The sequence below is a fragment of the Dictyobacter arantiisoli genome (genome assembly GCF_008326305.1).
GTDB classification, from domain to species: domain Bacteria; phylum Chloroflexota; class Ktedonobacteria; order Ktedonobacterales; family Ktedonobacteraceae; genus Dictyobacter; species Dictyobacter arantiisoli.
In genome coordinates this window covers 24,423-50,147 of the sequence record NZ_BIXY01000032.1, presented here as the reverse complement: position 1 = coordinate 50,147, position 25,725 = coordinate 24,423, and the positions used below count along the sequence as shown (strand labels likewise).

At 50.3% G+C, this 25,725-nt stretch carries 20 protein-coding genes; 3 read left to right on the top strand and 17 right to left on the bottom strand.

The genetic code is table 11. The features are described 5' to 3' along the window. Nucleotides 1–92 precede the first annotated feature (92 nt). Nucleotides 93–875, top strand: a complete 783-nt coding sequence (locus F1593_RS12285; protein ID WP_149401858.1) for a hypothetical protein — start codon at nt 93–95, stop codon at nt 873–875. A 311-nt stretch (nt 876–1,186) separates the two neighbouring features. Here the strand turns inward: F1593_RS12285 and F1593_RS12280 are convergent, their stop codons facing one another. The 13 genes from F1593_RS12280 to rpiA form a co-directional block, all read right to left on the bottom strand. After that, on the bottom strand, nt 1,187–1,450 hold the full coding sequence (locus F1593_RS12280; protein WP_149401857.1) for an HPr family phosphocarrier protein: 264 nt from the start codon (nt 1,448–1,450) through the stop codon (nt 1,187–1,189). 95 nt (nt 1,451–1,545) lie between these two features. Beyond that, the gene (locus F1593_RS12275) at nt 1,546–4,491 is read right to left on the bottom strand and encodes a VWA domain-containing protein (protein WP_149401856.1); all 2,946 of its coding nucleotides are present in this window, start codon (nt 4,489–4,491) and stop codon (nt 1,546–1,548) included. Continuing rightward, the gene (locus F1593_RS12270) at nt 4,478–6,544 is read right to left on the bottom strand and encodes a vWA domain-containing protein (RefSeq protein ID WP_149401855.1); all 2,067 of its coding nucleotides are present in this window, start codon (nt 6,542–6,544) and stop codon (nt 4,478–4,480) included. Before F1593_RS12270 ends, F1593_RS12275 begins: the two co-directional genes overlap by 14 nt. A 29-nt stretch (nt 6,545–6,573) precedes the next feature. Beyond that, on the bottom strand, nt 6,574–7,470 hold the full coding sequence (locus F1593_RS12265; protein WP_149401854.1) for a DUF58 domain-containing protein: 897 nt from the start codon (nt 7,468–7,470) through the stop codon (nt 6,574–6,576). A gap of 17 nt (nt 7,471–7,487) precedes the next feature. After that, nucleotides 7,488–8,696, bottom strand: coding sequence for an AAA family ATPase (locus tag F1593_RS12260; RefSeq protein WP_149401853.1), 1,209 nt, complete (start codon nt 8,694–8,696; stop codon nt 7,488–7,490). A gap of 3 nt (nt 8,697–8,699) precedes the next feature. Further along, nucleotides 8,700–10,568: a DUF8809 domain-containing protein gene (locus F1593_RS12255; protein ID WP_216368855.1), complete on the bottom strand. Its 1,869-nt coding sequence runs from the start codon at nt 10,566–10,568 to the stop codon at nt 8,700–8,702. A 91-nt stretch (nt 10,569–10,659) separates the two neighbouring features. After that, nucleotides 10,660–11,577 (bottom strand): ABC transporter permease, encoded by a 918-nt coding sequence (locus tag F1593_RS12250; protein ID WP_149401852.1) that lies wholly within the window; start codon nt 11,575–11,577, stop codon nt 10,660–10,662. Then, nucleotides 11,577–12,569 (bottom strand): ABC transporter ATP-binding protein, encoded by a 993-nt coding sequence (locus F1593_RS12245; RefSeq protein ID WP_216368854.1) that lies wholly within the window; start codon nt 12,567–12,569, stop codon nt 11,577–11,579. The genes F1593_RS12250 and F1593_RS12245 overlap by 1 nt, the downstream gene beginning before the upstream one ends. An 11-nt stretch (nt 12,570–12,580) precedes the next feature. Beyond that, entirely contained in the window at nt 12,581–15,301 is a 2,721-nt protein-coding gene (locus F1593_RS12240; protein ID WP_149401851.1) for a DUF8815 domain-containing protein, read from the bottom strand. Nucleotides 15,302–15,838: 537 nt separating this feature from the next. Beyond that, nucleotides 15,839–16,813 (bottom strand): ketol-acid reductoisomerase, encoded by a 975-nt coding sequence (ilvC, locus tag F1593_RS12235; protein WP_149401850.1) that lies wholly within the window; start codon nt 16,811–16,813, stop codon nt 15,839–15,841. Between the two features lie 56 nt (nt 16,814–16,869). Next, entirely contained in the window at nt 16,870–17,739 is an 870-nt protein-coding gene (panB, locus tag F1593_RS12230; RefSeq protein ID WP_149401849.1) for a 3-methyl-2-oxobutanoate hydroxymethyltransferase, read from the bottom strand. Nucleotides 17,740–17,863: 124 nt separating this feature from the next. Continuing rightward, complete coding sequence (panC, locus tag F1593_RS12225) at nt 17,864–18,757, bottom strand: pantoate--beta-alanine ligase (RefSeq protein ID WP_149401848.1); 894 nt, start codon at nt 18,755–18,757, stop codon at nt 17,864–17,866. Between the two features lie 33 nt (nt 18,758–18,790). Then, nucleotides 18,791–19,489 carry a ribose-5-phosphate isomerase RpiA gene (rpiA, locus tag F1593_RS12220; RefSeq protein WP_149401847.1) on the bottom strand — a complete coding sequence of 233 codons (699 nt, stop codon included), beginning with the start codon at nt 19,487–19,489 and terminating at the stop codon, nt 18,791–18,793. Between the two features lie 419 nt (nt 19,490–19,908). Between rpiA and F1593_RS12215 the strand changes: the two genes are divergently transcribed. Together F1593_RS12215 and F1593_RS29615 are read left to right on the top strand one after the other, a co-directional pair. Then, on the top strand, nt 19,909–21,852 hold the full coding sequence (locus tag F1593_RS12215) for a response regulator (RefSeq protein ID WP_149401846.1): 1,944 nt from the start codon (nt 19,909–19,911) through the stop codon (nt 21,850–21,852). A 53-nt stretch (nt 21,853–21,905) separates the two neighbouring features. Further along, nucleotides 21,906–22,028: a hypothetical protein gene (locus F1593_RS29615; RefSeq protein WP_268907045.1), complete on the top strand. Its 123-nt coding sequence runs from the start codon at nt 21,906–21,908 to the stop codon at nt 22,026–22,028. Nucleotides 22,029–22,085: 57 nt separating this feature from the next. On the opposite strand, the gene F1593_RS12210 is transcribed toward F1593_RS29615, so the two are convergent. From F1593_RS12210 to F1593_RS12195, 4 genes are all read right to left on the bottom strand, one after another. Then, complete coding sequence (locus tag F1593_RS12210; protein WP_149401845.1) at nt 22,086–22,958, bottom strand: PspA/IM30 family protein; 873 nt, start codon at nt 22,956–22,958, stop codon at nt 22,086–22,088. Nucleotides 22,959–23,044: 86 nt separating this feature from the next. Next, entirely contained in the window at nt 23,045–24,595 is a 1,551-nt protein-coding gene (locus tag F1593_RS12205; protein WP_172632074.1) for an SPFH domain-containing protein, read from the bottom strand. Then, a complete protein-coding gene (locus tag F1593_RS12200; RefSeq protein ID WP_149401843.1) occupies nt 24,595–25,362 on the bottom strand; it encodes an NfeD C-terminal domain-containing protein in 768 nt (255 codons plus the stop codon). Before F1593_RS12200 ends, F1593_RS12205 begins: the two co-directional genes overlap by 1 nt. Further along, the gene (locus tag F1593_RS12195) at nt 25,352–25,687 is read right to left on the bottom strand and encodes a hypothetical protein (protein WP_149401842.1); all 336 of its coding nucleotides are present in this window, start codon (nt 25,685–25,687) and stop codon (nt 25,352–25,354) included. Before F1593_RS12195 ends, F1593_RS12200 begins: the two co-directional genes overlap by 11 nt. Between the last annotated feature and the right edge of the window lie 38 nt (nt 25,688–25,725).

Here is a 25,725-nt window from a genome sequence, read left to right as displayed (position 1 = left end):
ACAATCCCCAGAGTGAGGGGTTCGCTACCGCACCAAACTTTCTCCGCCCGCGTGGGTTGGAGAGGTCCGATGCCGGACAAGGAAACAGTTCTATGATGAATCCTGAGATTGAGATGTCCAATATCGGACACAATCCCCGGAGTGAGGGGTTCTCTACCGCACCAGGCTTTCTGCGTTCTGTTGGAGAGGTCCAATACCGGGAGGAAGGCGCTCTCCGCCGGACAAGAAGCGAGAATGATTTTCTTGTTAACATCCCAAGGCTCTCCCAGATCAGAGAAGAGTTCCAAAGAAACCAGACAGATCGCTTAGATGATGCTCCTGACCAAACAGCGTATCAGCCTGCGCTTCTCAGGAATGATGAAGAGATGGGTAACGATCGCTCAGGTGATGTTTCTGAAAGCTGGAGTGCTTTCATGCAGAGAAAGGCGGGGGATTTTGGTACATACACGCAGAGAAAGGCGGGGGATTTTGGTACATACACGCAGAGAAAGGCGGGGGATTTTGGTACATACTTGGTGACCCCGCAAGGTAATAGTGTGCCTGAGAGGATTGAATTTGTTCCTGGTACAGGCTGGAAGTCCTATTTAGAATCCAAGGAGATAGATGCACGACGAGCGCTTTTGACCCCGCTTGCTGATGTAGGTATTAATGCAGCTATAGCAACTGCTAATAATGCTAACACCTGGCTTCAAGCTGGGAAAATAATCCCAGTAACCGCAGTCGGAAGTTTTATTGGTACAATCGCTGCGAACAAAACACTAGATAAGTTATCCAAACCGTGGGACAAAATAGGTCAAACCGCAGTCGGTCAGGGGGCAACTCTTGGCATTACTTATCTGGGCCTGGCCATATCAAAAGCTATGCATAAGGAGTAAATACGCATGAAGGACACCATTGGTACTCAGCTTCGAGCTGTGTTGACCCAGGACCGAGATACATGTAAAACCAGGAGATAGGGGAATGGGCAGTAACGGTAATATTTGCGTTTTACAATGATTTTTCCCTCACCATTTGGAGGAGAAAACCTTCGCAGAGATCACCAGAATCTAGTGATCTCTCTTAGTGTGTGGTATAGAAAAAGTTCGAAGAACTTTTTCTATACCACACACTAAAAAGATGTTTGAGCACCGTAGGTGCGAAAACGCATGCACAGAGACCATGGAGACCACGGGAGTCTGGCATATCCTTAAAGGGAGAAGTTACCCTGTATCAGTTCAAGCAGAGAGGCGATAGACTCTTTTTCATCGCTTCCCTCAACTGTGATTTCGATTTCTCCATCTCTGGAGATGCTGAGGCTGAGCACGCGTATCAGGCTTTTCGCATCGACCGTTTTGCCGCCATAGGTAACGGTGATTTTACTGCTAAATTGTTTGGCACATTTGACAAATTGAGCAGCGGGCCGGGCATGGAGGCCAACCTCATTCTGAATCTGTATCCTGGCTTGTTGCATAGGATAACTTCCCCTCGTTAGTATCGATATTGCATGTCTATATACCTATCATAGCATGGATTAGCTATTCCAATAAGTTGTATGACGCGAACCTGTCAGTTTCTCTCCTGTGCACGTTTGCGCTTGGCATCTACCAGGCGTGAGGAGGTTGATGCTCCGGTTTCGACGGGTGGTTGATTAGCTTTGACCACTGTCTGCTCAGTTTTCGCAGGTGTTGGTGGCGTCTGCCGTATCTGTGGCGCGGGCGTTGTTTTTGCCTGAGTGACTGTTCTGGTGCGCACCGTCTTGTTCTGTTGAGGCGCTTTTCTCGGTACTTCTGTGGCAGGTGGTTTGGATAGGTTCGGTATTGCACCTGCCAGTTGGTTGCGTAGCTTTTCACGGCTGGCACGGATTGTGCTGAGTGGCGCTATACCTGGCACTTCTTCTGTTGTACTGGCAGTTGCCGGTGTCGGAGCATTGCGCGGCTGGAAGTGTTTGAGCAGCCAGCGATAGCCTACGACGATAAAGTCCAGGTTCGCCAGGCGGCGGGCTGCAATATCCAGTGGTAGTAAGATGGCTGCCAGTATTAAAAGCCAGAAGGCCAGTGGAATTGAAGCGTTGGTGGGCAGTAAACTTTGTGTGAAGGCCGCTTCGACTTTATTGGGATCAAGCAGGATGCCGCCACCTGCCTGTGCCAGTAGCTGCAGGAAGCGACTATCGGTGCCTTGATTTTGATATTCGGGTGAATAGGGTACCACCAGGCCAGTTGTTGCAGTTAGCATGCCCTGTTTCTTATTGGCTCCTTGCCAGGTGACCTGCAAGAGATATGCCCCCACCTGATCCGCAGGGAATGTGCCCTGCCAGCGTTCGGGTGCCGAGGGTTGAAGATTAATATTTTGTTGCGATAGGTCCGGCGCAATGATATGGACCTGAACCTGCTGTTGTCCTCCTTCAGAGGTTGTGCCGGAAGGCAGATCCACGCTGAGTTGGCCGGTACCATTGACGACACTGCCATTGATATTCATCCCACCATCGTTGCTGGCAGGCAGGGTCCAGGTGGTAAGATTTGCCCACCAGCGCGACGCATCATTCCAGGTCAGCCAGCTCTTCGTCCATAATCCTAGTGCATCACTGGTCCAGGCTGCCACACGTCCCAGGCCATATTGCCAGACCGCCAGCACTGGATCATCCAGATGGCTGACAAGGACCATCTGGGCGGCAGGTTTGGGTGTCGTCGCGACATAGCCATCGAGCGTGGGAAAACTGGTAAGACCGGTGAGAATAGTGTTATTTCCCACCACAGCGGGATTAAACCTCTCGTTGATCAGTGAGCGTCGCGAGGCCCGCTCAGTCTCTTTAAGCAGGATTTGAGGGATGATCGATGGATTGTCCGCACGATAGAAACGGCCCTTGCCCCATTGGGCGATATTCTGCATGGTGAGCAGATCTTCAGAGCTTAAGGCATTGGTTTCCACGGTTGAGACAGTGATATTCTCACTTGCCAGTTTGGTTACGACCGGAGCGTAATTGTCATACGCGTCTCCGTCACCAAGTAAGATGATATGTTTGATTTTGGCATCCGTATGCAGCAATTCTTGTTCCGCATTACTGAGATCTGGATTATAGCTCGGTGGATCAACCGGATTCATATTATCGATAGCCTTGTCGATGGTTTTTTTGTCGCTGACATGCTGCATTTTGATACTCAGTGTGCCATAACCAGCTGAAATTCCCACCTGATCGCGTGGTGTTAATAATCCTACAACTCCTTTGGCGGCCTCTTTCGAGATATTAATCTGGACCTGTTCTTCGAGACTCTCAACAATCAGGACGACCGCGATACTGGGCGTTTCTTTATGTTGAGGAATATCCATATTTACCGGTAGCGTCTGCTCCAGCGGCGTCCCTGTATAGCCACCCACGCCATAGCTGTTTTGTCCACCACTCACCACCAGACCGTGTCCAAGATCGCGTACAAATGATTGCAATACCTGCATACGTGTATTGCCCAGCGCGATAGCCGGTACATCAGCCAGAATGACGCTACTGTAAGGCACCAGACCATCCAGGCTGCTGGGAACATCATTGGGTGTCACCACGCTCACATTGATATGTGAAGCCTGGAGCGCGGAGACAATATTATGTCCATTGCCGGGCTCGCCCTCCACCACCAGGATGCGTGGTGCCCCCTGTACATTTACAAAGGCCGCCGCCTCATCATTCTGTGTAATGGCATCTTTGGGAGCCTCAAGCGTGATGCGAAAGGTATGAAAGCCAACGGTAGGAGCGGCCATATTAAAGCTAAATTCTTGCTCGCCCCTGGGAAGTGAAACTTTCTGTTGTGAGATAATTGCCGAGTCGAGATAGATGCGCACCGTAGCTGGTTGCGCCACGGTACTATTTATCCTGGTGCGCAGGGTAAAACGTTCGCCAGTATGCAGGCTACTGGGTGCATTAAAACTATCGATGCGCGCATCGTCGGTATTCACTGTTGGGAGTGGCACGATATCCAGTCGAATTCCCTGTTGTTGTAGCAATTGTGCTTCCTGTAAGGCATCCTCAAGATTTTGCTGTCCATCGGTCAGGAGGACCACGTGACGTTGGCTATCGGAGGGAAGGATGGCTGAGGCCAGCCGTAAGCCCGCCGCCAGATCGGTATAGTTGGTATCAGGTGTTGATTCAAAATGGGAGAAATCGACGGACTGGGATTGAATGGATTGTTCTACCAGTGCATTGCGCCCAACCGCTACGATCCCTACCTGATCATCAACCCCTTTATGCTTGACAGCAGAGCCAATCCATTGCTCGATAAAGCTTCTCTGGGGTCCCGTACTGGCTGAGATATCCCCTACAAAGATGGTCGCCTGACGTGAGACAGGCATCACCCAGGCCGTACCCGCCAGCGCCATGATAATACAGCTAAAGAGGAGGAGACGGCTACCCAGTATCAGCCTGCGCTGTGTTTTGGGATAGGGAAGCGACATGCGTTTCCATGTCAGATAGATCAGTATCCCGATGGGTAATAAGAGCAAGAGTAACAGCGGTTGCTCAAAATTTAACACGGCGCTCCCCTTTCGTCTGTTTTTTTACGATTGCACGGAGACGTTTCTGGATTTTTTTACTCTGGCGTTGAATCCTCTTGATTCGCGTATTGAACTGATCTTGCCACATGACCAGTCGTGGATAGCTGTCGAATACACCTTTGCGTCGGCTACCACGAAGCGTGGTATGTGGTGCGTTGCTCTGTCCCCCCGTAGCCTGCTGGGGACGATAATTATGACTGAATAGCCACCATTCAACACAGAGTACCAGCAGCAAGATGGCGGCGATCCAGGGCCAGATCTCACGCAATTGCCGTGAGATGACGTTTTTATTGCCTGTAATGTTGGTGCTGTTGTTTACCGGTAACGCATGCGCTGGTGGTAAGTTGGATTGATTGGCATTGAAGAGATTGACGGTGAAGGCGCCGTTCAATATTTGTCCATGCACACGCTGGCTGACTTGATAGACACCCACATTATTGGTATGGGCGTAAGGTGTCACTGGAAAGGGGGGGCCAACTTTTACCGTTTGTTGATCCGGTCCAGTGATAGTGATTTGATCGGCGCCCGGCCAACTCTGCACGGTCACCGGCGCGCCTGCGATAACCTGTCCACTCCCTGCGACGGGTGCTGGTAGGAACCAGTTCATAATGTTGAGGATAAGGATCGGAAAGGCGGGCTGTAGCGGTAGATCCGTCTCATGGAGATCAAAGCCAAAGACTGCGATACGCCGGTTCTCGTTTTCGCCTGCGATCAACAGGGGTGTTTCGGGGGCCCCGATGATGCTCTGAGCCCAGAGTGCTGGCTTGAGTTGATGGCTGTCGTGCATGGTATGAATACTACTTAAATCTACATTGTTGAGCAGATTTAAGGGATCGTTGCCAGCGTTGATATGGCTGACGGCGATCAGCGGTCCCGATGAGCCAAAAGGATAATTCTGTTTGGGCGGATTGATAAAGAGCAGGTTGCCTGCAGGCATGGTGGATGGTGCATAGCCATCAAAAATTGTGAGATCGTAGGTGCCGACATTCTTTGGATATTGAGATGGCTGGATGGTGTAGAGGGTTACATTGCTTTGCAGGCGCAGCGCCGTTTCCAGATACATATTGCCATTTGTCACCAGCAGGACTCGTCCATGAATGGAACTACCCACCAGCGACCAGGCATCGTGATCACTGGTCATGGCGTCCTGTGAGACCAGGCGGGCATGCAAGAGACTGGTTTGGGCGGGCAATGCTCCCCATTCGATGCTACCACTGGCTTCGGCGTTGAGCGTGACCGTTTTAATACCAAAGAGCCTGCCATCAGTATAGAGCTCAACGGGTATCGAGCGTTGCGCATGACTGTAATTACTTACCTGGGCAAAGGCGATCAGTTTTCCCTGTTCAGAACGCGAGGAGAGTGTCGTCAGCGCCACATTGGGCGCATCGGTCCCAATCGCAAGATAGCGTACCGGGAAAGGCGTGTCGATTGGCTGATTGCCATTGAGGACATGTCCATCACCTATGACGATGACCTGGGCGTTTTCCTGCCCCACGGCCAGTGAACCCGCCAGGGAGAGCGCCTGTTGCAGGTCTGCATCTTGATTGGTGATTGTGGCGCGTTGGAGCGCGTTTGTCAGTTGCCCTTTATCCTGTGAGTTGGCTATCAGGACCTGCGGTGTGCGCGCCATCGAAATAAGGGAGAGATGATCGCCAGGACCAAGCGCACCGATATAGTCATTAATGGTATCTTTGGCCTTCTCGAAGCGGCTGGGCGCAACGTCGGTCGCCTGCATACTGGCAGAAGATTGCAGAATAACAATGGTGTTGCCGCTGACCGGACTGCTCATGAAGATCGCCGGGCGTATAAGTATCAGGATAATGACAATGGCGGCTAGCAGTTGTAAGAGCAGCAGGGGAGTGATGCGCAGGCGCTGCCAGGGACGGCTCGCCTGGAGATCTTGCATGGCCTGTTGCCATAAGAAGGTACTGCCGACGATACGCTCCTGACGTTTGGGTCGCATAAAATAGAGCAGCAGGATAATAGGTATGATTGCCGCGAAGGCGAGGGCTGCTGGAACCAGTATACTCATAGGCTCTTTTACTCTCTATCCTTATCCTGTTAGCGAACCAGTTCGACCTGTCGCAATAGGCGCTGTACAACGTCAATGATATCCATGTCACTGGCAATCAGGGTATAGGTGCCCATATTGGTATGGGCAAAGGCGGCCAGTTCTGTGGTGAAGCGCCCCAGACGGTCGCGATAGCTTTGCAGTATGTTTGAGGATGCGCTAACCTCAACACTGTTATTTCCCTCGCTATCTTTTAAACGCCAGTCACCCTGGATCTGTGGATCAAGCTCATCCGGTGCAAGTATCTGGAGGAGCGCTATTTCCTGCCGTAGCTGTCGGATCGCTCGCACGCCTGTTTGATAGCCCTGCGCCGTCAAAAAATCTGAGATGATAATCGTCAGGCCGGGTGTGCTCACAACACGTCCTACATCATAGAGGGCCCGGTTGAGATCGGTTGTACCAGAACGTGGTAGATGGGTGAGAAATTCACCGACGTTCCAGATGGCATTTTTACCACCACTGATCTTACGATAGGCACTGAGACGATCCGTCAGTGCACCCACCATCACGCTATCCTCACACTTCAGCGCGATATAGGAGAGGGCTGCCGCGACTGCCATTGCCAGTTGGGCCTTCTCGGGCGTTCCCTGTTGCATCGATGCCGAGCAATCGATAAGAATCGTGACTGTGATATTCTCTTCTGCCTCAAAGACACGCAGGAAGAGGCGTTCCAGGCGGGCGAAGGCTCGCCAATCGATACGCCGGAAGTCATCGCCCGCCGCATAGCGTCGATAATCGGCGAATTCCATAGATGATCCTGCCTGTGGTGAGCGGCGGCGTCCCTGTCGTCCTGTCGCCATGGGATGACGTGTGAGCAGGGCGATATTATCAAGACGTTGAAGAACCCGGGCATCTAAAGGAAAACGTGCTTTTTCAGTATCTGGCATGATTTCTCTTTCTCGTGCTAGTCGGCATCCAACTCATTGATAATCGTCTCGATCAAATGCTCCGTACTAATGTTATCCGCCAGGCCATCAAAGTTCAGTACCATACGATGGCGCAGGGCGGGATAGGCAACTGCTTTAATATCTTCACGCGAGACATTGTAGCGACCTTCCAGGAGCGCACGTACTTTTGCGGTACTGATCAAGGCTTGCAGGCCGCGTGGGCTTCCTCCATAGCGAACATACTGCCGGACCTTTTCAGGGGCATCCTCCTGATCAGGATGCGTCGCCAGGAGCAAGCGCACGGCGTATTCTTTAACGGATGTGGCAATGGGTACTGCGCGGGCAACATTGATCATATGTGCCAGTTGTTCACCGTTGGTCACTTCGTGGGCTCGCAATACCTGTGTCCCGACCGTTGTATCAATAATGCGCATCAGATCCTCGGCCTTTGGGAATGTGACCATGATTTTTAGTAGGAAGCGATCAAGCTGAGCTTCTGGGAGCGTATAAGTGCCTTCCATTTCCAGAGGATTCTGAGTTGCCAGTACAAAGAAAGGTTGTGGTAAGGGCCGCGTGCGATCACCCACACTAACGGTACGCTCCTGCATCCCTTCAAGTAGCGCGGATTGCGTTTTAGGTGTAGCGCGATTGATCTCGTCTGCCAGCACGATATTCGCAAAGATTGGGCCGGGCTGAAAGCTAAAGCCACGTTTGCTACCCGATGTCCCGACTTCATTTTGTTCCGTGACGATATTGGTGCCCACAATATCGGCAGGCATCAGATCGGGCGTAAACTGGATACGGGCAAATTTGAGGGCCAGAGCATCCGAGAGGGTACGTACCAGGAGCGTCTTCCCTAATCCCGGTACACCTTCCAGCAGAGCATGTCCGCCTGCCAGCATCGCCAGAAGTAGCTCTCGGATCACCCGATCCTGCCCGACGACAATTCTACACAGTTCCTGTTCAAGCTGTTGTGTCACTTCGATAAACTGTGTCACATCTTCCTCGCCGGGCTCTGTTGTGGTATCTGGCGTGGATTGAACAGGTGAGGCTACAGATGCCTGTGCCGGAACCGTATTCGTTTTGGCTTTTGTCGGTGTGGCACTCTTTTGTACAGGCGTCACCTGATCCTGTATTGTTTGCTGAGGGTATTCATAGGCTGGTAGATGGAGATCGATTTGCGAATCATCGTATGGATTGACCGTGTTATCACTTGCATGTGCCATGTCTTACTTTTGTCCTTCTAGTGAATTAAAATAGTCATGCACTAAATCTTTAACATTGGGTGCCACGTTACTGTTATCGATGGCATCATGTGCTTTCTGATTGTATTGCTCAATGACCTGTGAATAGGGCACATCCGAACCCGGTTGTACGGTACCAGTATTATTATCTGCGCTCTGGGTACTGGAACCCTGTCCAGTTTGCCCCTGGACATAAACCGGATCATCTTTGTGATTGCCAGAGCCATTGCTCCCACTTGTACCACCGCTCCCACCTTGCCCCTGACCCTGACCCTGACCTTGCCCCTGACCACCCTGCTGACCCTGCCCTTTGCCTTGCCCTTGTCCCCCCTGTTGACCTTGCTGACCTTGCTGACCTTGCTGACCTTGCTGACCTTGTTGACCTTGCTGACCTTGTTGACCTTGCTGACCTTGTTGACCTTGCTGACCTTGTTGACCTTGCTGACCTTGTTGACCTTGCTGACCTTGTTGACCTTGTTGACCTTGCTGACCTTGTTGACCTTGCTGACCTTGCTGACCTTGCTGACCTTGCTGATCTTGCTGACCTTGTTGACCTTGTTGACCTTGTTGACCTTGTTGACCTTGTTGGCCTTGCTGACCTTGCTGACCTTGCTGACCTTGTTGGCCTTGCTGACCTTGCTGACCTTGATTGGCCTGATTTTGACCGGTGCTATTGTCGGTGGAAGCGGCCAGGTTATTGGCGGCGTTTTGCAGGCTCTGTGTGGATTGATTGATGGCGTTTGCTCCCGCTTGATCGCTGGCAGCCTGACTGTTAGCATTACTGACCGCTTTGGATGCATCGGCAGTTTCGCTGGCATTACCACTGGCGAGCGATTTTGCCAGTTGATGCAGTGCTGAGCTCTGGCTAGTGTCTTTGCTGGCCTGATTGGCGGCGTTTTCTATCTCTTGTGAGAGCTGTTTACGTTGCTCAGGCGACATACTACTGGCTTGTTTTTGCAGATTTTGAAGCGCCTGGGCTAAACTTTTGCTATCTCCATTGCTCAGGGCCTGTCCAGTTGCTTTGACAGCGGCATTATTACTACTTTGCAGGGCCTGTCCGGCTGCGTTGCGCGCTTGATTGCGATTGCTGGCCTGCGGATTTTGCAGTTGGTTCAGTTTGGCCTGTGCCTCTGAGAGAGCTTGCTGTGCTTCAGTCGGATTTTTTGCCTGTTGGAGTTGTGATTTAAGATTTTGTAAGACCTGATCAATCTTTTGTTTTTGATCCTGAGTTAGAGAGGGTTGCTGATCTATTGTTTGCTTTAGTTTATCGATAACACTGATCTGTTTGGCGACCTGTGCCTGAATGGCTGCTTGCTGTTTTAAAATGCCAGTCATAGGATTGGGCGCATAGATGAGCGCCGCCAGTACCAGCAGCAATATGATCAGGATGCCTGTGGTAAAGCGACTGAGACGAAGTGAGATGATGTGGGCTGGTTGACTGGCGCTGAGATGTTTTAAAGCGTCCTTGCGTTGCAAGCCTGCCAGTACTGAACGTTGCTCGCGTAACTCCCAGGCTGTTCCCATGCGATTGTGCAAGGCGAGGCGTTCATCCACGTTGCGAGCAGTCGCATCCAGAGATGGGCGTAGCCAGATAGCCAGGGCCAGGGCCAGTAGCAGACATCCCAATCCACTGGCACCTGCCCAGTAATATGCAGTTGCCCAGGGGATAAAACGTGAGATTACCAATAGCAGGCAGGCTACGAAAATTCCTATCAGGAGTCCCGCAGTTCCCCAGGACACGATTTGCTGTAACCAGATACGCCGCCGCCAGGGATAAAGCGCTGTGGCAAGTTTTCCACCTGCACGGGATTCCCGGGCACCGGGCGCTGTGTGTGATGGTAATACTGTTGCCATTTATCAGCCTTTCTTGTAACACAACCATCTCACTGTTGATGCATTGCTTATGATACAGATGGTTCGCTCCATTTGTTACTCTCTTGTGTCATTACGCTGTAGCCGAAGCCGGCGTTTCTTGACTATTGGAACCTGATAGCTTGCTTTTTGGTTGAGAACGGAGTCTTCTGTACAGTCGAGAGGAGCGTGGTTTCACGCGCCAGATGCTGATCAGCAAGAATACAGCCGTCGTGATAACCGTCAGAATGCTATATGTTTCCCAATAGCTCAAAGAAATTGCTCCCCAGGTGTATTGTGAAGATTGTGTAAGCGTCACCGGATTATAGGTATTTAAAATAGCAATAATCGGATGCCAGATAAAATAGATAGGAGGTTGAAGCGTTGGTGTGTTTCCAGATATAGTGACGGTTCTATTGAGCGTGCTGGGCGCGATAATCGCGAGTAGTAGCGGTAGCCCCAGCCAGAGCAGAATGAGCATATAGGTGATGGCAGTTGAAAGCGCCGGGCGGGCAACCAGGGTTGAGCAGCAAATGCCCAGACTGGCAATGAAGATTGCCGTCAGGACAGAGAGTAGGAGCGCTCCAGCAGCCTGTAATGGTGAGACACCACCAAAGAAAAAGACCAGACTGAAAATCGGTATGGAGGCTGCGATCAGCAACAGGGCATTGATCAGCCCTGCCAGCAATTTTCCAATAATCAGTGAGGTTGATGAGAGGCGCGAGCAGAGCAGTAAATCAAAGGTCTGGCGTTCTTTCTCTCCATTGATTGCGGTAGCCGTAAAGGCAGGGGTGATAAAGAGAATTAGAAAGAGTTGTACAATTAAGAGTATGGTATAGAGGCCGCTACCAATGCTACCCCAGCTAGCACCATTGTTTGAATTTGTATTGATCAGACTGATATACATCCAGCCCAGGAGACCTAAGAGCAGGATATAAGCCACAATCAGCCAGATAGTACGCTCACGCCTCATCCGCAGGCGCATCTCTTTAATCAGGAGCGCTATAAACATTATTCCTGATTGCCCCTTTCCGTAATATGTAAAAAGACCTCTTCAAGTCGTCCGCCACCTGAGCGGGGCGCGAAGGAGACGACTGGAAAACCTTGCGTGATCAGATCGATTAACACCTGATGCAATGCCTGATCATCCCCTTCGATATCCGCTTGAATGAGGGTATCTTCGTTGTTCGTCACCGCATGAACCTCAGTGCGCTGTTTAAGATATTCAATTGTCTCTGTAACGCGTGTGTTATCCAGCAGGCGAATTTCTACCTGACGTTCGCCTCCTAACTGGCGTGTCACCTGTTCGACATTGCCCGCGATGATGAGTTGACCGTTCTGCAAAATCGCGATATCACTGCACATCTCCGCCAGTTCAAGCAGGATATGTGAGCTAATGATGATGGTTTTTCCCAGTTCCTGGAGAGTACGTACTAATTCGCGCAGTTCCACACGGGCGCGTGGGTCCAGCCCTGATGCCGGTTCGTCCAACAGGAGAATCTCTGGATCATGGACCAGGGCACGTGCCAGACAGAGACGCTGCTTCATACCACGCGAGAGCGTTTCGACCAGTGCATCGCGTTTGGATGTTAGCTCAACCAATTCCAAGAGATCGTTGATGATGCCCGCTCGTTTCTGACGTGGGATGCCATGAATGCCCGCGTAGAATTCCAGATATTCTGCCGAGGTCAGGTCAGGATACACACCAAAGAAGTCTGGCATATAGCCAACCTTGCGTTGAATGATGCCGGGCATTGTGCTAACCTCTTGCTGATCAAACCAGACCTGTCCAGACGAGGGCGTGAGAAGCGCCGCCAGAATCCGCATCAAGGTAGTTTTACCCGCGCCATTAGGACCAATCAAGCCATAAATGGAGCCACGAGGTATGTCCAGATTAATATCATTAAGGGCGTTGGTTGTATGATATCGTTTGGAAACATTTTGAATTTTTATCAGCGGTTCTATCGTTTCCGCCGGAGTAGCTGATAGTGCACTCGATTGCATAAGGCCCCTCTCTAGTGGGTGACAGTCCCTTGTATTTCTAAGGCTGGCTTGTCAAAAATCGCGTTGCCATCGTGATTGCTGAGGTGTAATAGTACACGGCCATCTGGTCCTATATAGTCCTGGGCCGATGAAACGGTACAGGCATACTCACTGAACGAAATCGGGTCCCAGGTTTTTGTGCGCCAGTTGTAGAGATACGTTTGCACGCGATTAATATTGGTCGTCGCACCCGCATTGATGCCATTGGAACTCGTGATCATATTGATGGCATTATTTGATGAGCTAAATGCCAGGCTACTATTTTGTAGTTTTGTGGTGCCTGACATGCTATATTCAATCGTCATACTGCCATTGCTCAGCATATAATAGCCAGGAGCGGGTTCTTGAATACTACCAGAACTGCCTTGTTCCAGGTGCACAACCTGACTATTGATAGCGCTGGAAGGGATTTGTACTGCACCAATATAGTTCACGTTCAATGGGGCTTGTACGAGCGTTTCCTGTGACCCATTGGTAATCTGACCATTTACGGTGACTGCTTCATCATGCCTGCCAGTGTTTTGCGCCCAGCCGATAATTGTTGCTGTTGTGCCTGGCAGCAGGAGTGGATCGCGGTTACTGGAAGTGGTGGCACCAACCATGCGTTTGACAATTATGCCATTCTTATTCATGATTGGCACATTGGGCATATTTTGATGATAGCAATTATTATTGTTATCACACGTTCCCCCGCTCATTGCTTCAAGCATCAACGCGTGGCGATGTTGCATATCTTGCAACTGACTGCCAGGAGCATTAGAATAATAAGGCCCCATATTGCCGCTGGCGGAGAGACCTCGACTATTAGCGATCTGATCCGCAATTGTCAGACTGCTTCCCGACATCCTGGTATTATTAGTGCTGCTGTTACTGGTGAGCTTGAGCGAGACCTGTTTGGTGGCATTGGCAGGTAAATCGCCCAGGGCTACATAATTATTGCCCAGGATGACAAAGGTATCGGTCAGGGCATAGGGCAATGTATTGGTAACGGTGCCACTCACGCTGTTCTGGTGTAGTTGTAGTTGTGAGGTAATGCCACCAGTTGTTTGATAATCATGTTGCGCGACCAGTGTACGTGTCGTCCAGATATCCACCCCCTGTAGATCGACATCTGTGCTATTGTTTCCTTGCGTAAAGGTGGATTGCTGATTGGTATTGGTCCGCGACGGATTATAGCTATAGTTGTAGTTATTCTGTTGCGCGGATTGGACCAGTTCCGAACCGGGCACATGGACTTGAAAGTCTCCCTGACTGGGTACAAAAACCCCCACGAATGTTGTCACCTGTCCGACCGTGTTTCCTTTTTGATCAGGTGTATTCAGTTGCACGACGGTAATACTGCTATTGATAATGGCTGATCCTTTTTGTTGCAGGGCCAGGCCATAGCTCAGGAGAGTAAAGGCGGCGATCGTCGTCAGGGCGATGCGCCAACTCCAGTTTTTTCGTTTCAAGACGCGAATGATCAGTAAACGAATTGGCCCCAATATCAGGACATAGCTGAGTAAGAGTACTAACACTAACCAGACGGAAGGATAGGCGTTAGGAAAGAAACTTTGCAACAAGGTAATGAGTGATGAGCTATCATAGCTGCTTGTTTGCCATTGTGTGACCGGTCCAGCATTGGAATTTGCGGTATTAGCGATAGAGCGATCTCCCAACGCTCGATAGAGGATGCTGGACCAGATCTGACTGGTCTTTGACCAACTTGCCAGTGGTTCAAGGGTAGGATCGTAGGCGAGATAGTAGGTGGTCCCCTGTCCCAGGATCTTTTGGGTTATCAGGGGTGTTTGTCCCGCTGCCAGCAGGGTCGTACTATTCGCCGCTGTCTTTCCCTGACTGACCGCTAGTGTTGCTGACAGCGTGTCCTGCGGAGCCTGGTTCGCATTGCTATAGGCATTAACTGGAAGCAGATGGGTACCCGCAGATAGGTTGCCAGTGCCATTGATACTGACTGGCAAGAGACTGGACGGCAGCTTGCTCAGAGTCCGTTTCCATTCGGGCCCACCCGTGACGATCAGGTTTCCTCCCTGATTGACCCAGCTTTGCAGAGCATTTAGCTGACTCTGGCTTAGATTGGCGGTCGTGTAATTATCGATGACGATTAGATTAAAGTTATTCAGTACGGCGGCCTGTGTCGGCATCGTAGCGGCTGTCAGATTCTTTGTCTGTGCCTGCGTGCTGAAAAGGGAGGAGAGCGCCAGATTAAGCTGGTTGAAGTTATTCGGTGTATCAGATAAGACCCCGACCAGTGTGAGATTAGTATTGATGAACATGGGACTGAGCGTTTTATGGACCACGTTATGACCAGCGCTATCCAGTAGATCTACAGAGATCTGGGCTGTTGCACCTTGCAAGCTAAGATTCAATGGGACTGAGAGCGAAACTTGTTTTTGCGATCCAGGGGGAAGATTAATATTCTCTTGATAGGTATCGGTCATCGTCATATTATTGATGCCATTGAGGGGGGTATTTGGCACGCTGACCGCTATTTTCCCAGTGAAATCACTCCCGCTATTGGCGAGCGCAATTTGAATAGGTACCCAGTTGCCATCTTCATATGTACCATCAAAGCCCATACTGACTTTGAGAATACTGGGGCCCTTACTGGTATTGTGAGATGATTTTGCCGCGACGGATGCGGGTAAAAATAAGCCAGGTAGAAATACAATCACAAAGACGCCAATGTATAGCATGAGTGATAACGTGCGCCAAGGCCGCCTCTTTTTTATCAGCATATCCCTGAGCCTCTCTATGTATCCAGACATATCATAATGCCTGATTTTTTAGCTCTGTCACAGCGATAATCTTTGGAGAGAGCTTTTAAGTATAAATATTCAAGAGTATGTATGAGTTTATTGGTTTGCTGTTGCTAGTAGATTAGACGTTTTATGCTGTTACTTTGTTGCACTTTAAATAAATTGGCTGTGTTTCCTTCTTGTAATCGTCCACTATGACTTTCCACACTTGTGAAACCCAAAAAAGTTTCCTGTGTCGTACAAAAAATGAGCCCGGTTCATTTTTTGTACGACACAGGAAACTACCTGACCTGGCGTTATTACATATAATGGTAATTGTGCTTTTTCGGCCAAACTGACTATAGAATAATAGAGGCTCTTTATCCTTCCGGGTGATGGGGGAAGGGAATCATTGCGAGGACACCTCGCGCTCCGTCCTCGCTTTCATCCTAAAAGACAGAGACCCATAACAGATCCTTACAGCAAATGCTACAATTACATCTGACGCATTCGTTTGCCTATCTCTTCAATTGCATGGTTGGCATCTTGTCGTCGCATCGCCTCAAGGGCTGGACGACCAGCCTGATTTTCCGTGATCCATTGGCGCGCAAAGCTACCGTTCTGAATAGCATGGAGTGCTGTGCGCATATTTTCTCGTGTATGCTCATCGATAATACGCGGCCCTGTCATATAGTCTCCATATTCGGCGGTATCACTGATCGAGTTGTGCATAAAATGAATACCTCCTTGATAGAGGAGGTCCGCAATAAGTTTGACTTCCTGTAAGCAGCAGGTATAGGCTACCTCTGGTTGATAACCAGCTTCGACCAGTGTCTCAAAGGCCGTGCGGATCAGCGAGGTGAGGCCACCACAGAGAACTACCTGTTCGGCAAACAGATCCGTCTCGGTCTCTTCGGAGAGCGTGGTCTGGATGACGCCAACGCGGGTACAGCCCAAAGCGTGAGCATAGGACAGTGTCAATGTTCTGGCCTGCCCGGTGACATCCTGACAGATAGTCCAGAGCGCGGGAATGCCTTTTCCAAGGCTATACATATACCGTAGCTGCGCGCCCGGGCCATTGGGCGCAACCATGGCAACATCGACCGTATCAGGTGGCTCGATCTGATGATATTGAAGACTGAAGCCATGCGCTACCAGCAGCAATTTGCCCGCCGTAAGATGTTCTTTGATACTCTCCTGATAGACCTGTCCCTGATATTGATCCGGCACCAGGAGCATGATAACATCCGCCTGAACTGCCGCTTCGGCTGGTAAAACTGGTGTCCAGCCATCTTTACTTGCCCTTATACGACTCTTACTGGTCTCTGGCAAGCCTATCAGCACATCACAGCCACTATCGCGCAGATTGAGTGCATGGGCGTGTCCCTGGCTGCCATAGCCAATAATCGCAATCCGCTTCTGGCGGATTAGTTCGGCGTTCACATCCGCGTCATAAATAATCGTTGCCATGCTTGTACTCGCCTTTCCTCTTGTTTGCTACTCCGCTAAAATTCATTCTGGATGTCTTACTGCTCGTGTTGTGGATTGTTAATCGCTACACGCAATGTGCGAGCCACTTCAGCATTGGTATGATACGTTTCATTGTCGGCAGGAAAGGTTCCAGCCTGTACATCGGCACTATATTGTTGAAGCGCTGTGGTTGCCAGTTCCGCTAATTGGGCGTACTGGCGTACAAATTTTGCCTGCTTGCCAGTGGGATCGGGATTAAAGCTCAGCACATCATGGAAGACAAGCACCTGCCCATCGCAGTGTACGCCCGCGCCAATGCCAATGGTTGGAATAGCGATTTCTTGCGTTATGATCTCTGCTAGCACATCAGGGATGCCCTCTAGGACCAGGGCAAAGGCACCTGCTTGTGCTAGCGCCTTCGCATCCGCAATCAATTCGCGCGCCGCCTCCAGATCTTTTCCCTGGACACGATAGCCACCCATAGCATGAAACGATTGAGGAGTGAGTCCCAGATGTCCCATGACCGGAATCTCAGCTGCCAGGATCGCCTCGATCATCGGGAGGCGTTTACGTCCACCCTCCAACTTGAGCGCTTCCGCCTTGCCCTCACGTATCAGGCGTCCGGCATTGCGGATCGTTTCTTCACGCGAGACATGGTAGCTCAGCCACGGCATATCGGTGACAATCAGAGCGCGAGGATTGGCCCGAGCGACCGACGCACTATGATGAATCATGATATCAACGGTCGCGGCAAGCGTATCTGTCTGTCCCAGTACTGTCGTTGCCAGCGAGTCACCAACGAGTATCATATCGATGTCTGCCTGATCAACGATGCGGGCCATTGGAGCATCATAGGCTGTGACCATTGTGAGCTTTGGACCATGTTTGCGAGCTTTAATAGCTGGAATTGTTACTTTATCGCGCATTGTTTTTTTCTTCTCTCTTTGTACTTGGTATATCATTTAGCGCTTGGGGTAATCTGGATATACACACACTGGATAGTAAATAGTGAGTAAACAATCTATATTATGTATATGTTGGTGCCTGATTTTATTGCTGTGTTGATGAATGGGATTGGATCTGGCCGCTATCCCATGTGCCATCGGGGTGTAACACAAAATTATCAATCAAGCGTGTGTTGCCCAGGCGTACAGCGATCAAGAGGAGGGCCGGGGCGCGTAAGATCTCAAGAGGCTGGAAGTTGTCAGGATTACGGATTTCTATGTAGTCCAGTTGAGCTGCTGGCTCGCTGGCAATGACTTGCCGGGCGGCCTGGATGGCAGCTTGCGCGCTCGGTGGTGATTGGGGATTAAACACGGCTTGCGCGGCTTGTAGGGCTCGATACACAATTGTTGCCTGTTTCCTGGCAATGGGATCAAGATAGCTGTTGCGACTGCTCATCGCAAGTCCATCCTGCTCACGGATTGTAGGCTGTACACGTAATTCGACGGGTACATTCAGATCAGCAATCATACGCTGGATAATGGCGACCTGTTGTGCATCCTTCTGTCCGAAGTACGCCTGCTGCGGCTGAATAATATGAAATAGTTTCAATACAATGGTTGCGACACCACGAAAATGTCCTGTACGCGCCGCCCCTTCAATCTCTTCCGCCACAGTCCCCTCTGGATTAACAAAAGTAGAAAATCCAGAGGGATACATTTCAGCGGCAGTAGGAAGAAAGACGCTATCTACCCCCAGAGTTTCGAGCAGTTGCAGATCGTGTTCAACATCCCTGGGATAGCTGGAGAGATCCTCATGTGGACCAAATTGGGTTGGATTGACAAAAATACTGACGGCGATATGTTCCTGTTCCGCCCGGGCCTGACGCACCAGGGAGAGATGGCCCTCATGCAGATAGCCCATTGTCGGTATCAAACCAACAGAACCGGTCCATTGTGCGCGTTCATGCTTCATTGCTTGAACAGTGCGAACTATGTGCATAGCTGAATAACTCTCTCTTTCTTTTGCTAGCAGCTATTGGGGATAGATCTCAACCCCGTCTGGTTTTCCAATGATGATCTGTTTGGCCAGATTGATAAAGAGTCCTGTCTCGATGACACCGGGGATGCTATGGATGGTGGCATCGAGTGCGGTGGGATCAGTGATACCTTCGGGAAAGGTACAGTCAATAACCAGATTGTGACTATCGGTATAAAATTTTTGCCCGTTGCGTTCTCTGATCGCTACCTGTGCTCCCAGCCTGGCGAGCCGATTTTTGACCGGAGTCACGGCCAGCGGCACAACCTCGACGGGCAATGGATATTTATGTCCCAATTGCTCAACTTTTTTGGATGGGTCGGCAATCACGACAAAGCGTTTCGCAGCGGTAGCTACAATCTTTTCCCGTAGCAAGGCCCCACCCGCGCCCTTGATCAGGCGCAATTGTGGATCAATCTCATCGGCACCATCGATATAGATATCCAACTCAGGATGTTCATCCAGATTTGTGATTGGAATATTATATTGAGCGGCATAGGCAGCGGTCTCATCTGAACTGGGAACGGCTCCGACAATATGCAGTCCATTTTTCACGCGTTCGCCTAGCGCTTCAATCAGGCGTTTAGCAGTTGAACCTGTACCCAGGCCAATCACCATACCCTCTTTGATGAGTTCTGCGGCGGCCGCGCCAGCTTTTTGTTTTCCAATATCTTGTGGATTTATTGGTGAAGTCATTATTAAGAATGCTCCTTCTCTATTATGAGTAGGTGCCCGTGGTTGCGCGAACAGAAGTACTACGACTTTTGTGCGGCAGGGTACCGCTTGCTGTGTGGAGTATAGCACGTTCCATCGGGGTGCTACAAATGTGCTTCTCACGTTGCCTGGTACCTGATCCCTATCTATCTTGCCATACCTACGGTAGCGTGATACACTTCTTCGAAGCATTGCCGAATTTAACCAGAATCGTTCTCATTTTTAGCGCGGGAAACAGTGGTGAAGTGCGCTCATTTTGATTATTTATTAAACAACTGTGTATTGATTATAATCATATCTAAGGCAATATATCTGGGCGGTATAGTCGATGGCCGTCACAATAAATCTTTCGCTATACAAGAGTGATCCAGGATCAAAATCTGTTTCAGGTGGTAGTAATAATGTCTGATGTCTGGCGCATTGTTGTGGTTGCGGGTGAGGATGCTCTCAACCAGAATTTAGTCAACGCTCTTCGCAAAGATGGCTACGTTGTACAAGGGGCGTTGAGTGGGGCGGATGCTGTGCGTGCCCTCTGGTCTGAAGAGTATGATGTGGTGATTTGCGACTTGAAGACACCTGGCTCTGATGGCTTTGAACTGCTTCAATGGTTGCGCGCATATCGCCCCACGACCCGTATGATTATGCTGGGTGAGGGCGATGCCGTTGCGCTACGTATGCAGGCTCTAGAAAGTGGGGCCGTCAGCTATTTTGAGAAGCCATTAGATGTTCGTTTGCTGAAAGAAGAACTACGACGCCTGTTACAGCAAACTGGCTTTTCCGCTAGCCTGGATTCATTCGATTTGCTGGATGTAATCCAGATTATTACCATGAGTCGCAAAAGTATTACCTTGCTGATCAATACTGGTCTAGAGGAGCGTGGCGTTCTCTGTTTCCAGAATGGAGAATTAACCTGGGCTGAATATGGGGTTCTCCGTGGGGAAGAGGCATTTTTTGCACTGGCCGCCCATAAAAATGGAACCGTGATTCAGCAACCGTGGAATGAGCAACAGGGCGTGGCGAATGTGACGCAACCGCTCTCACGCTTGATCTTTCAGGCCCTACAATATCGTACAAAATATGCCAATCAGCCGCAATACAGTGGCGAAATGGAAACTATCCGTAGCGCACCAGTTCCTTTTTCGCCGGGCGAGATCGATGATACCCCTTTTGCGGTCCTGACCGAATATCAGCCTGATCTGTCACCGGCTCCAAATATGGATATGGGAATGAACAACGCACTACCCAATATCGACATCTCTCATCCCGGGCGCGAAAAAGAATGGTGGGAGAGTACCAGCCACTTCGCACAGGTGAATGGCAATGGATCGGCCAGCCATCCCGGCCAGAGCGGATTCGAGGATGCTTCTGCCGCCCCAACTATGGCGATGGATGGAAATGCCTTGAATGAGTTGTTGCAGCGTATGGGAGAGGTTTCTGCGCAGAACTCTGCTCCTGCACCCGCATTGCCGGGCTGGTTAACAGATCAACCCACCTCATCGCAGCGTGCCATTGTACCACCATCTCCCTCTGCACCTGCACCTGCACCTGCTCCTATAGCGGGAATATCATCGAGCGCCATGCATGCGCTACCCAGCACGCCAAAAATTGAGTCAAACAGGGGCGATTGGGCTGCTTCAAAGGGACAGCTACCAGAGTCGCAAGAGAATCAATTTGTCCAGACGAATCAATATCCTGAGAGCGCATTTCCAGAGACAAATCTGTTGCGGCCCTCCTCTGCCGAATGGGGCTCATCTCCTCATATCAAGTTTCCAAAAGAGATGAGCCAGAGCAAGCAACCTGGTGTTTCTGGTCCATTGCCTTCACTCTATGCCAATCAAAATAGCAGTCAAATGCCGCCTGTACATCAGACACGTCTAGAGCAAGCTCAGCCTAAAGCGCCGGAGAGCGATTTACAGGAGAGCAATGCACAGTTATCCTCTGGCATTTTGCGGGCCCAGCAGGCCGCACGACGGAACTATGCTTCTCTCGTTTCTGCATTGCAAACATTGGGTTATTCGATATCCGGTTTTGTTGCCGCCGCTGTCGTTACTGTGGATGGTCAGCCGATTGCGCAGGTAGCTATCGATGATATCGATGTGTCTAAAATCTGTCGTTCTTTTAGTACCATTCAAAGAAGTGTCTCTGCCGCTGCTCTTGATCAAGCTGAGTGGGGGGAGCAGGAGACGATTGTAATTACCAGTGCGAAACGTCATCTATTGCTGCGTATGGTTGGCAATGAAAACAAAGCTTTTCAGGTCCTGATTACAACCCGTGAAGCCAATCCAACCGAATGCCTGGAAGTAATGGCAAATGTTGATGAATCAATTAGTGCTGCTTTGCGTTAGCGTGTAATCGTGTGTCTTAGCAAGATTTGAGAGTTGAAAGGCTGGAGCATACTATGAATCATGATCAGATTGAGTCCACAGAAGAAGAGAGCCCAAATAAGATGTTTTCGATTATCGTGGGTGGCATCATCGCGATAGTCGTAGTGGTCCTGCTGGCACTCTATTTCTCACACTAGTCGGCATTGACTGATAGTAGCAGTTTGCACTGTATACAGCGTTGGTGTTCAGTTTGCCTATGAATCCTGAGGTTGTCGCGTATCCAGCAGTTTTTTCAGATATTCAAGATCCAGATCTGCGTCAGTCGATGGCTCGACTGGCTGCTGCATATTTCTGCTCTGGGGGCGGAGACGCCTGCGAGTTGTGGTTAACTCGTTGTTTGTCGGTATCTGTGTCTGTGGAGCGAGTGGTCCCGTGTGTGGTCGATAGTTTTCCTGCTGCTGGTTGAGTGGTTCTGATGCCCCATTTTGCTGGCGTTTCATCGAGCGGAGTTGTTTTTCAATGGCATGATCACTCTGTAGTGGCTTTACGGTGCTGTTCTTGTTATACGGTTGGAGATTGGCGAGTGTCTGTGCTTCGGCTGTCTGGGATGTCTCCATGGTCTGGGTTGTGAAATCCTGCTTCTGGCTATCCGTTTTTTGGAGGGCTTCATAGACACGTTGTTGAATCAATGCGTTGCGTTTGCGTGTTTCCAATAATTCAATCGTTGTCTCAGCCTCATCTATCTTAGCTTCGAGCCGTTGTAGGGCTGCACGCAATGTCATGATCAGCTGTTCTTGTTCTTTTCTCTGCTGTTGATAGCGGCGATAGATCTTATTGAGGGCATTATATTGGGCAAGCGCCTGCCGTGCACTATTGTCGTTTTGTTCATGCACTGCCTGTTCAGCTTTTTTGAGCCACGTATCTGCTTCCACTTTCTTGGCCTGCCCACGTTTTTGTAGCACATGGTTTTCAGCGATGGCCTTAGCAACCTCTGTCTTCACCTGTACCAGTTGGTTACGCATATCAAGCTGGAGTTGCCGTAACGCCTTTTCAGGATTATCGGATTTTTCGGCAACGCTATTGAGGTTGGCTCGTAGCAGTGTGAGTACGCGTTCCAACAAATTCATGGGCTTTACTCCGTAAGTTCTGTGCTAGTTTTGATGGTTATGAGTGGAGAGTAGGACCAGCAGTATGATCCTACTCTTTTATGATACTACATTTTTTGAGTGGGGGGCTCAACGGTTCCAGTTCCATTGACGGTGGCACCGTTCTGACTGGCTTTCTCCTGCTCATTTTTCTTCAAGGCAGGGACATTGTTCATGAGCTCACCGATATTAGCGCCGCTGAGTAGTTCGAACAGCGCTGGTACCTGTGCGACCATGTTCATGACATCACCAGTGAGACGACTGGCTCCAACACCATTGTGGTTGCCATCACCGCCAGTAGAGACGATAGTGACTTTGTCCACTTTACTGAGTGGCTCAGCAATAGCACGAACCATTTCAGGCATACCTGTCAGCAACTTATCCAATACCGCAGCCTGGTTGTATTCGTGGAACGCAGCGGCCTTGACTTTCATGGCATCCGCTTCTGCTTCACCTTTGGCACGAATAACTTCTGCTTCCGCCAGACCACGCGCACGAATGATATCGGCATCGGCAAGACCACGAGCACGGTTGGCATCTGCTTCACCAGTACCACGTGTTTTGGCAGCGTCTGCTTGACCCTGGGCTTCCAGGATTAAGCGCTGGCGTTCGGCTCCGGCAACCGTTTCGATCCGGCGGCGCTCGGCTTCAGCGGCTTTCTGGATCGTCGCTTCCAATTCTAATTCGCGGCGATGAATTTCAGCCTGTTGTACTTTGATCTGAGCGTTCTTCTCGACCTCAGTGACACGAATGGCTTCTTCGATCACCTGCTGTTGCGTGATATTGGATTGGATATCATAGGCTTTGTCGGCGGTTGCTTGCTGCTTCTTGATTTCACCATCGAAGGTGGCTTTTTTCAAGGCCAGGTTACGTTGTGACTCAGCCTGCAAGGCCATCGACTCGGCTTCCGCTTTTACACGCTCTTGGTCAGCTTTGGCGCGGGCTACCGCAGACTCACGCGAGGCATTGGCCTGCTGAATTTGCGTGTCGCGTTGGGCCAGAGCAGAGGCGATATCGGCCTCTTTACGGATCTGCGCGATCTGTGGACGACCCATGCTGACGATATAGTCATTCTCGTCCCGGACATCTTTGATGGTGAAGGAGATGACTTCCAGGCCCATCTTTTGCATATCTGGTGTCACGGTACGCAGCATCTTGCCGCCGACGCTCTCAGGATCTTTTACCAGATCTTCGACGGTCAACTGACCGACGATACCGCGCAAATGACCTTCCATCACCAGACGGATCAAATTCTCGCGGTCCTCTTGCGTTTTACTCAAAAACTGCTCGGCAGCGGTACGGATACTCTCGTCATCGGAACGTACTTTGATCTGTGTCACGGCTTCGACGTTCATTGCCACGCCCTGGGTTGTATAGAGGGCCTGTGGGGGAGCAACATCAAAGGACATTAATTCCAGCGAGAACTCCTGGGCACGGCTGAACATTGGGATGACCAGTTTGGCACCCCCGGTCACAACCTCGGTCCCACCATTGCCATAGACGATCAAGGCCTGGTTAGGTCCGACCTTGCGTAAGAGGTTTGAATAGACCCGGACGATGATGGTCACAATCAGTAAGAAGGCGACCACTCCGATTCCTATGAGAACTAGCAAACTCATTATAGATGCTCCTTTTGAGTATCATTAGGCATAACATATGCAGAATCATTTTTAGATGGCTCTTCGAGAAGTGCTCGTAGCGTGCTGAGATCATCGGATTCGGATGACAGCGATGAGAGCGCGTTTTCCTGATTGACGATATGCTCCCAGGTGTCAACGTCCGCGATGCCATTTTGATAGTTGACTACCACGACTTCTTGTTCACGCTCAAGTCGACGACCATCAATGCTACGGGCGGGAATGCTCTTACGCATACCACCCGGCGAGAGATAGAGGATTTCCCCAATGCCGTCGGGCTGGATTGTAATACTGACCTTGCCGATTAATCCGGTACGGTCAGAGATGTCTTGAACCGTGGCGGCTTCACTATTCCCAAATATACGAGCAAACAGCATCAAGAGGAGAAACGCGACTACAATGCCGCTCACACAAGATAGCGCTAATATAATTGGTATGGTAAAGGATGTAGTAATATGAATGGCATAACCAAAGAAACCAAATCCAATCAGGAAGAACACAATACTGGTTGGATTGAGAAACGCCAAGAGCGGGAGATGGAGTCTTCCACTGCCGCCACTGTGCTGCGCGCCAGCATGGGTGCCATGATGTCCCGGTCCATCCACATGGATATGATGGGCGATGCCATGGTGATCTCCACCGAGGCTATGGCTATGACCAATCGATCCAAAGAGGGCCGTGACAATCAGGTAGAGAAGGCCGATGAGAAAACAGGTAATAAACAGTAAAGAGAGTTGATCAAAGATCATAGCGTTGCTCCTTTGCCTCTGGAGATAATACAGCATATGCTCGTCCATGCTCAACATGTTCAATGATGTTGATGATACTGGTGAGGATGCCGCAGGTCCCCAACACACAGGCCAATAACAAGCCTGGGACGGTGGGAGATGCTCCAATAAAAGCGAGAACGGGAAATAAGCTATCAGCAGAATAACTGACGATAGCAAGGAGGATGGCAACACTAATCAGCGTCAATGAAACCAACACGGGATGATGTTGGAGAAGCGGATGGCGTCGGTGCCAGTGATGGGTATACCTTTGTTGACTGTGGACATTACCCTGTCTCTGAGTCATTTCCTTCCTTCTTTGTTACTGAATAGAGATACAGATCC

Excerpts from the sequence above, each read along its gene's own strand:
- F1593_RS12285 (WP_149401858.1), top strand. The coding sequence starts at position 93 with ATGATGAATCCTGAGATTGAGATGTCCAATATCGGACACAATCCCCGG.
- F1593_RS12280 (WP_149401857.1), bottom strand. The coding sequence starts at position 1,450 with ATGCAACAAGCCAGGATACAGATTCAGAATGAGGTTGGCCTCCATGCC.
- F1593_RS12270 (WP_149401855.1), bottom strand. The coding sequence starts at position 6,544 with ATGAGTATACTGGTTCCAGCAGCCCTCGCCTTCGCGGCAATCATACCT.
- F1593_RS12265 (WP_149401854.1), bottom strand. The coding sequence starts at position 7,470 with ATGCCAGATACTGAAAAAGCACGTTTTCCTTTAGATGCCCGGGTTCTT.
- F1593_RS12260 (WP_149401853.1), bottom strand. The coding sequence starts at position 8,696 with ATGGCACATGCAAGTGATAACACGGTCAATCCATACGATGATTCGCAA.
- F1593_RS12255 (WP_216368855.1), bottom strand. The coding sequence starts at position 10,568 with ATGGCAACAGTATTACCATCACACACAGCGCCCGGTGCCCGGGAATCC.
- F1593_RS12250 (WP_149401852.1), bottom strand. The coding sequence starts at position 11,577 with ATGTTTATAGCGCTCCTGATTAAAGAGATGCGCCTGCGGATGAGGCGT.
- F1593_RS12245 (WP_216368854.1), bottom strand. The coding sequence starts at position 12,569 with ATGCAATCGAGTGCACTATCAGCTACTCCGGCGGAAACGATAGAACCG.
- F1593_RS12240 (WP_149401851.1), bottom strand. The coding sequence starts at position 15,301 with ATGCTATACATTGGCGTCTTTGTGATTGTATTTCTACCTGGCTTATTT.
- ilvC (WP_149401850.1), bottom strand. The coding sequence starts at position 16,813 with ATGGCAACGATTATTTATGACGCGGATGTGAACGCCGAACTAATCCGC.
- panB (WP_149401849.1), bottom strand. The coding sequence starts at position 17,739 with ATGCGCGATAAAGTAACAATTCCAGCTATTAAAGCTCGCAAACATGGT.
- panC (WP_149401848.1), bottom strand. The coding sequence starts at position 18,757 with ATGCACATAGTTCGCACTGTTCAAGCAATGAAGCATGAACGCGCACAA.
- rpiA (WP_149401847.1), bottom strand. The coding sequence starts at position 19,489 with ATGACTTCACCAATAAATCCACAAGATATTGGAAAACAAAAAGCTGGC.
- F1593_RS12215 (WP_149401846.1), top strand. The coding sequence starts at position 19,909 with ATGTCTGATGTCTGGCGCATTGTTGTGGTTGCGGGTGAGGATGCTCTC.
- F1593_RS29615 (WP_268907045.1), top strand. The coding sequence starts at position 21,906 with ATGAATCATGATCAGATTGAGTCCACAGAAGAAGAGAGCCCAAATAAG.
- F1593_RS12210 (WP_149401845.1), bottom strand. The coding sequence starts at position 22,958 with ATGAATTTGTTGGAACGCGTACTCACACTGCTACGAGCCAACCTCAAT.
- F1593_RS12205 (WP_172632074.1), bottom strand. The coding sequence starts at position 24,595 with ATGAGTTTGCTAGTTCTCATAGGAATCGGAGTGGTCGCCTTCTTACTG.
- F1593_RS12200 (WP_149401843.1), bottom strand. The coding sequence starts at position 25,362 with ATGATCTTTGATCAACTCTCTTTACTGTTTATTACCTGTTTTCTCATC.
- F1593_RS12195 (WP_149401842.1), bottom strand. The coding sequence starts at position 25,687 with ATGACTCAGAGACAGGGTAATGTCCACAGTCAACAAAGGTATACCCAT.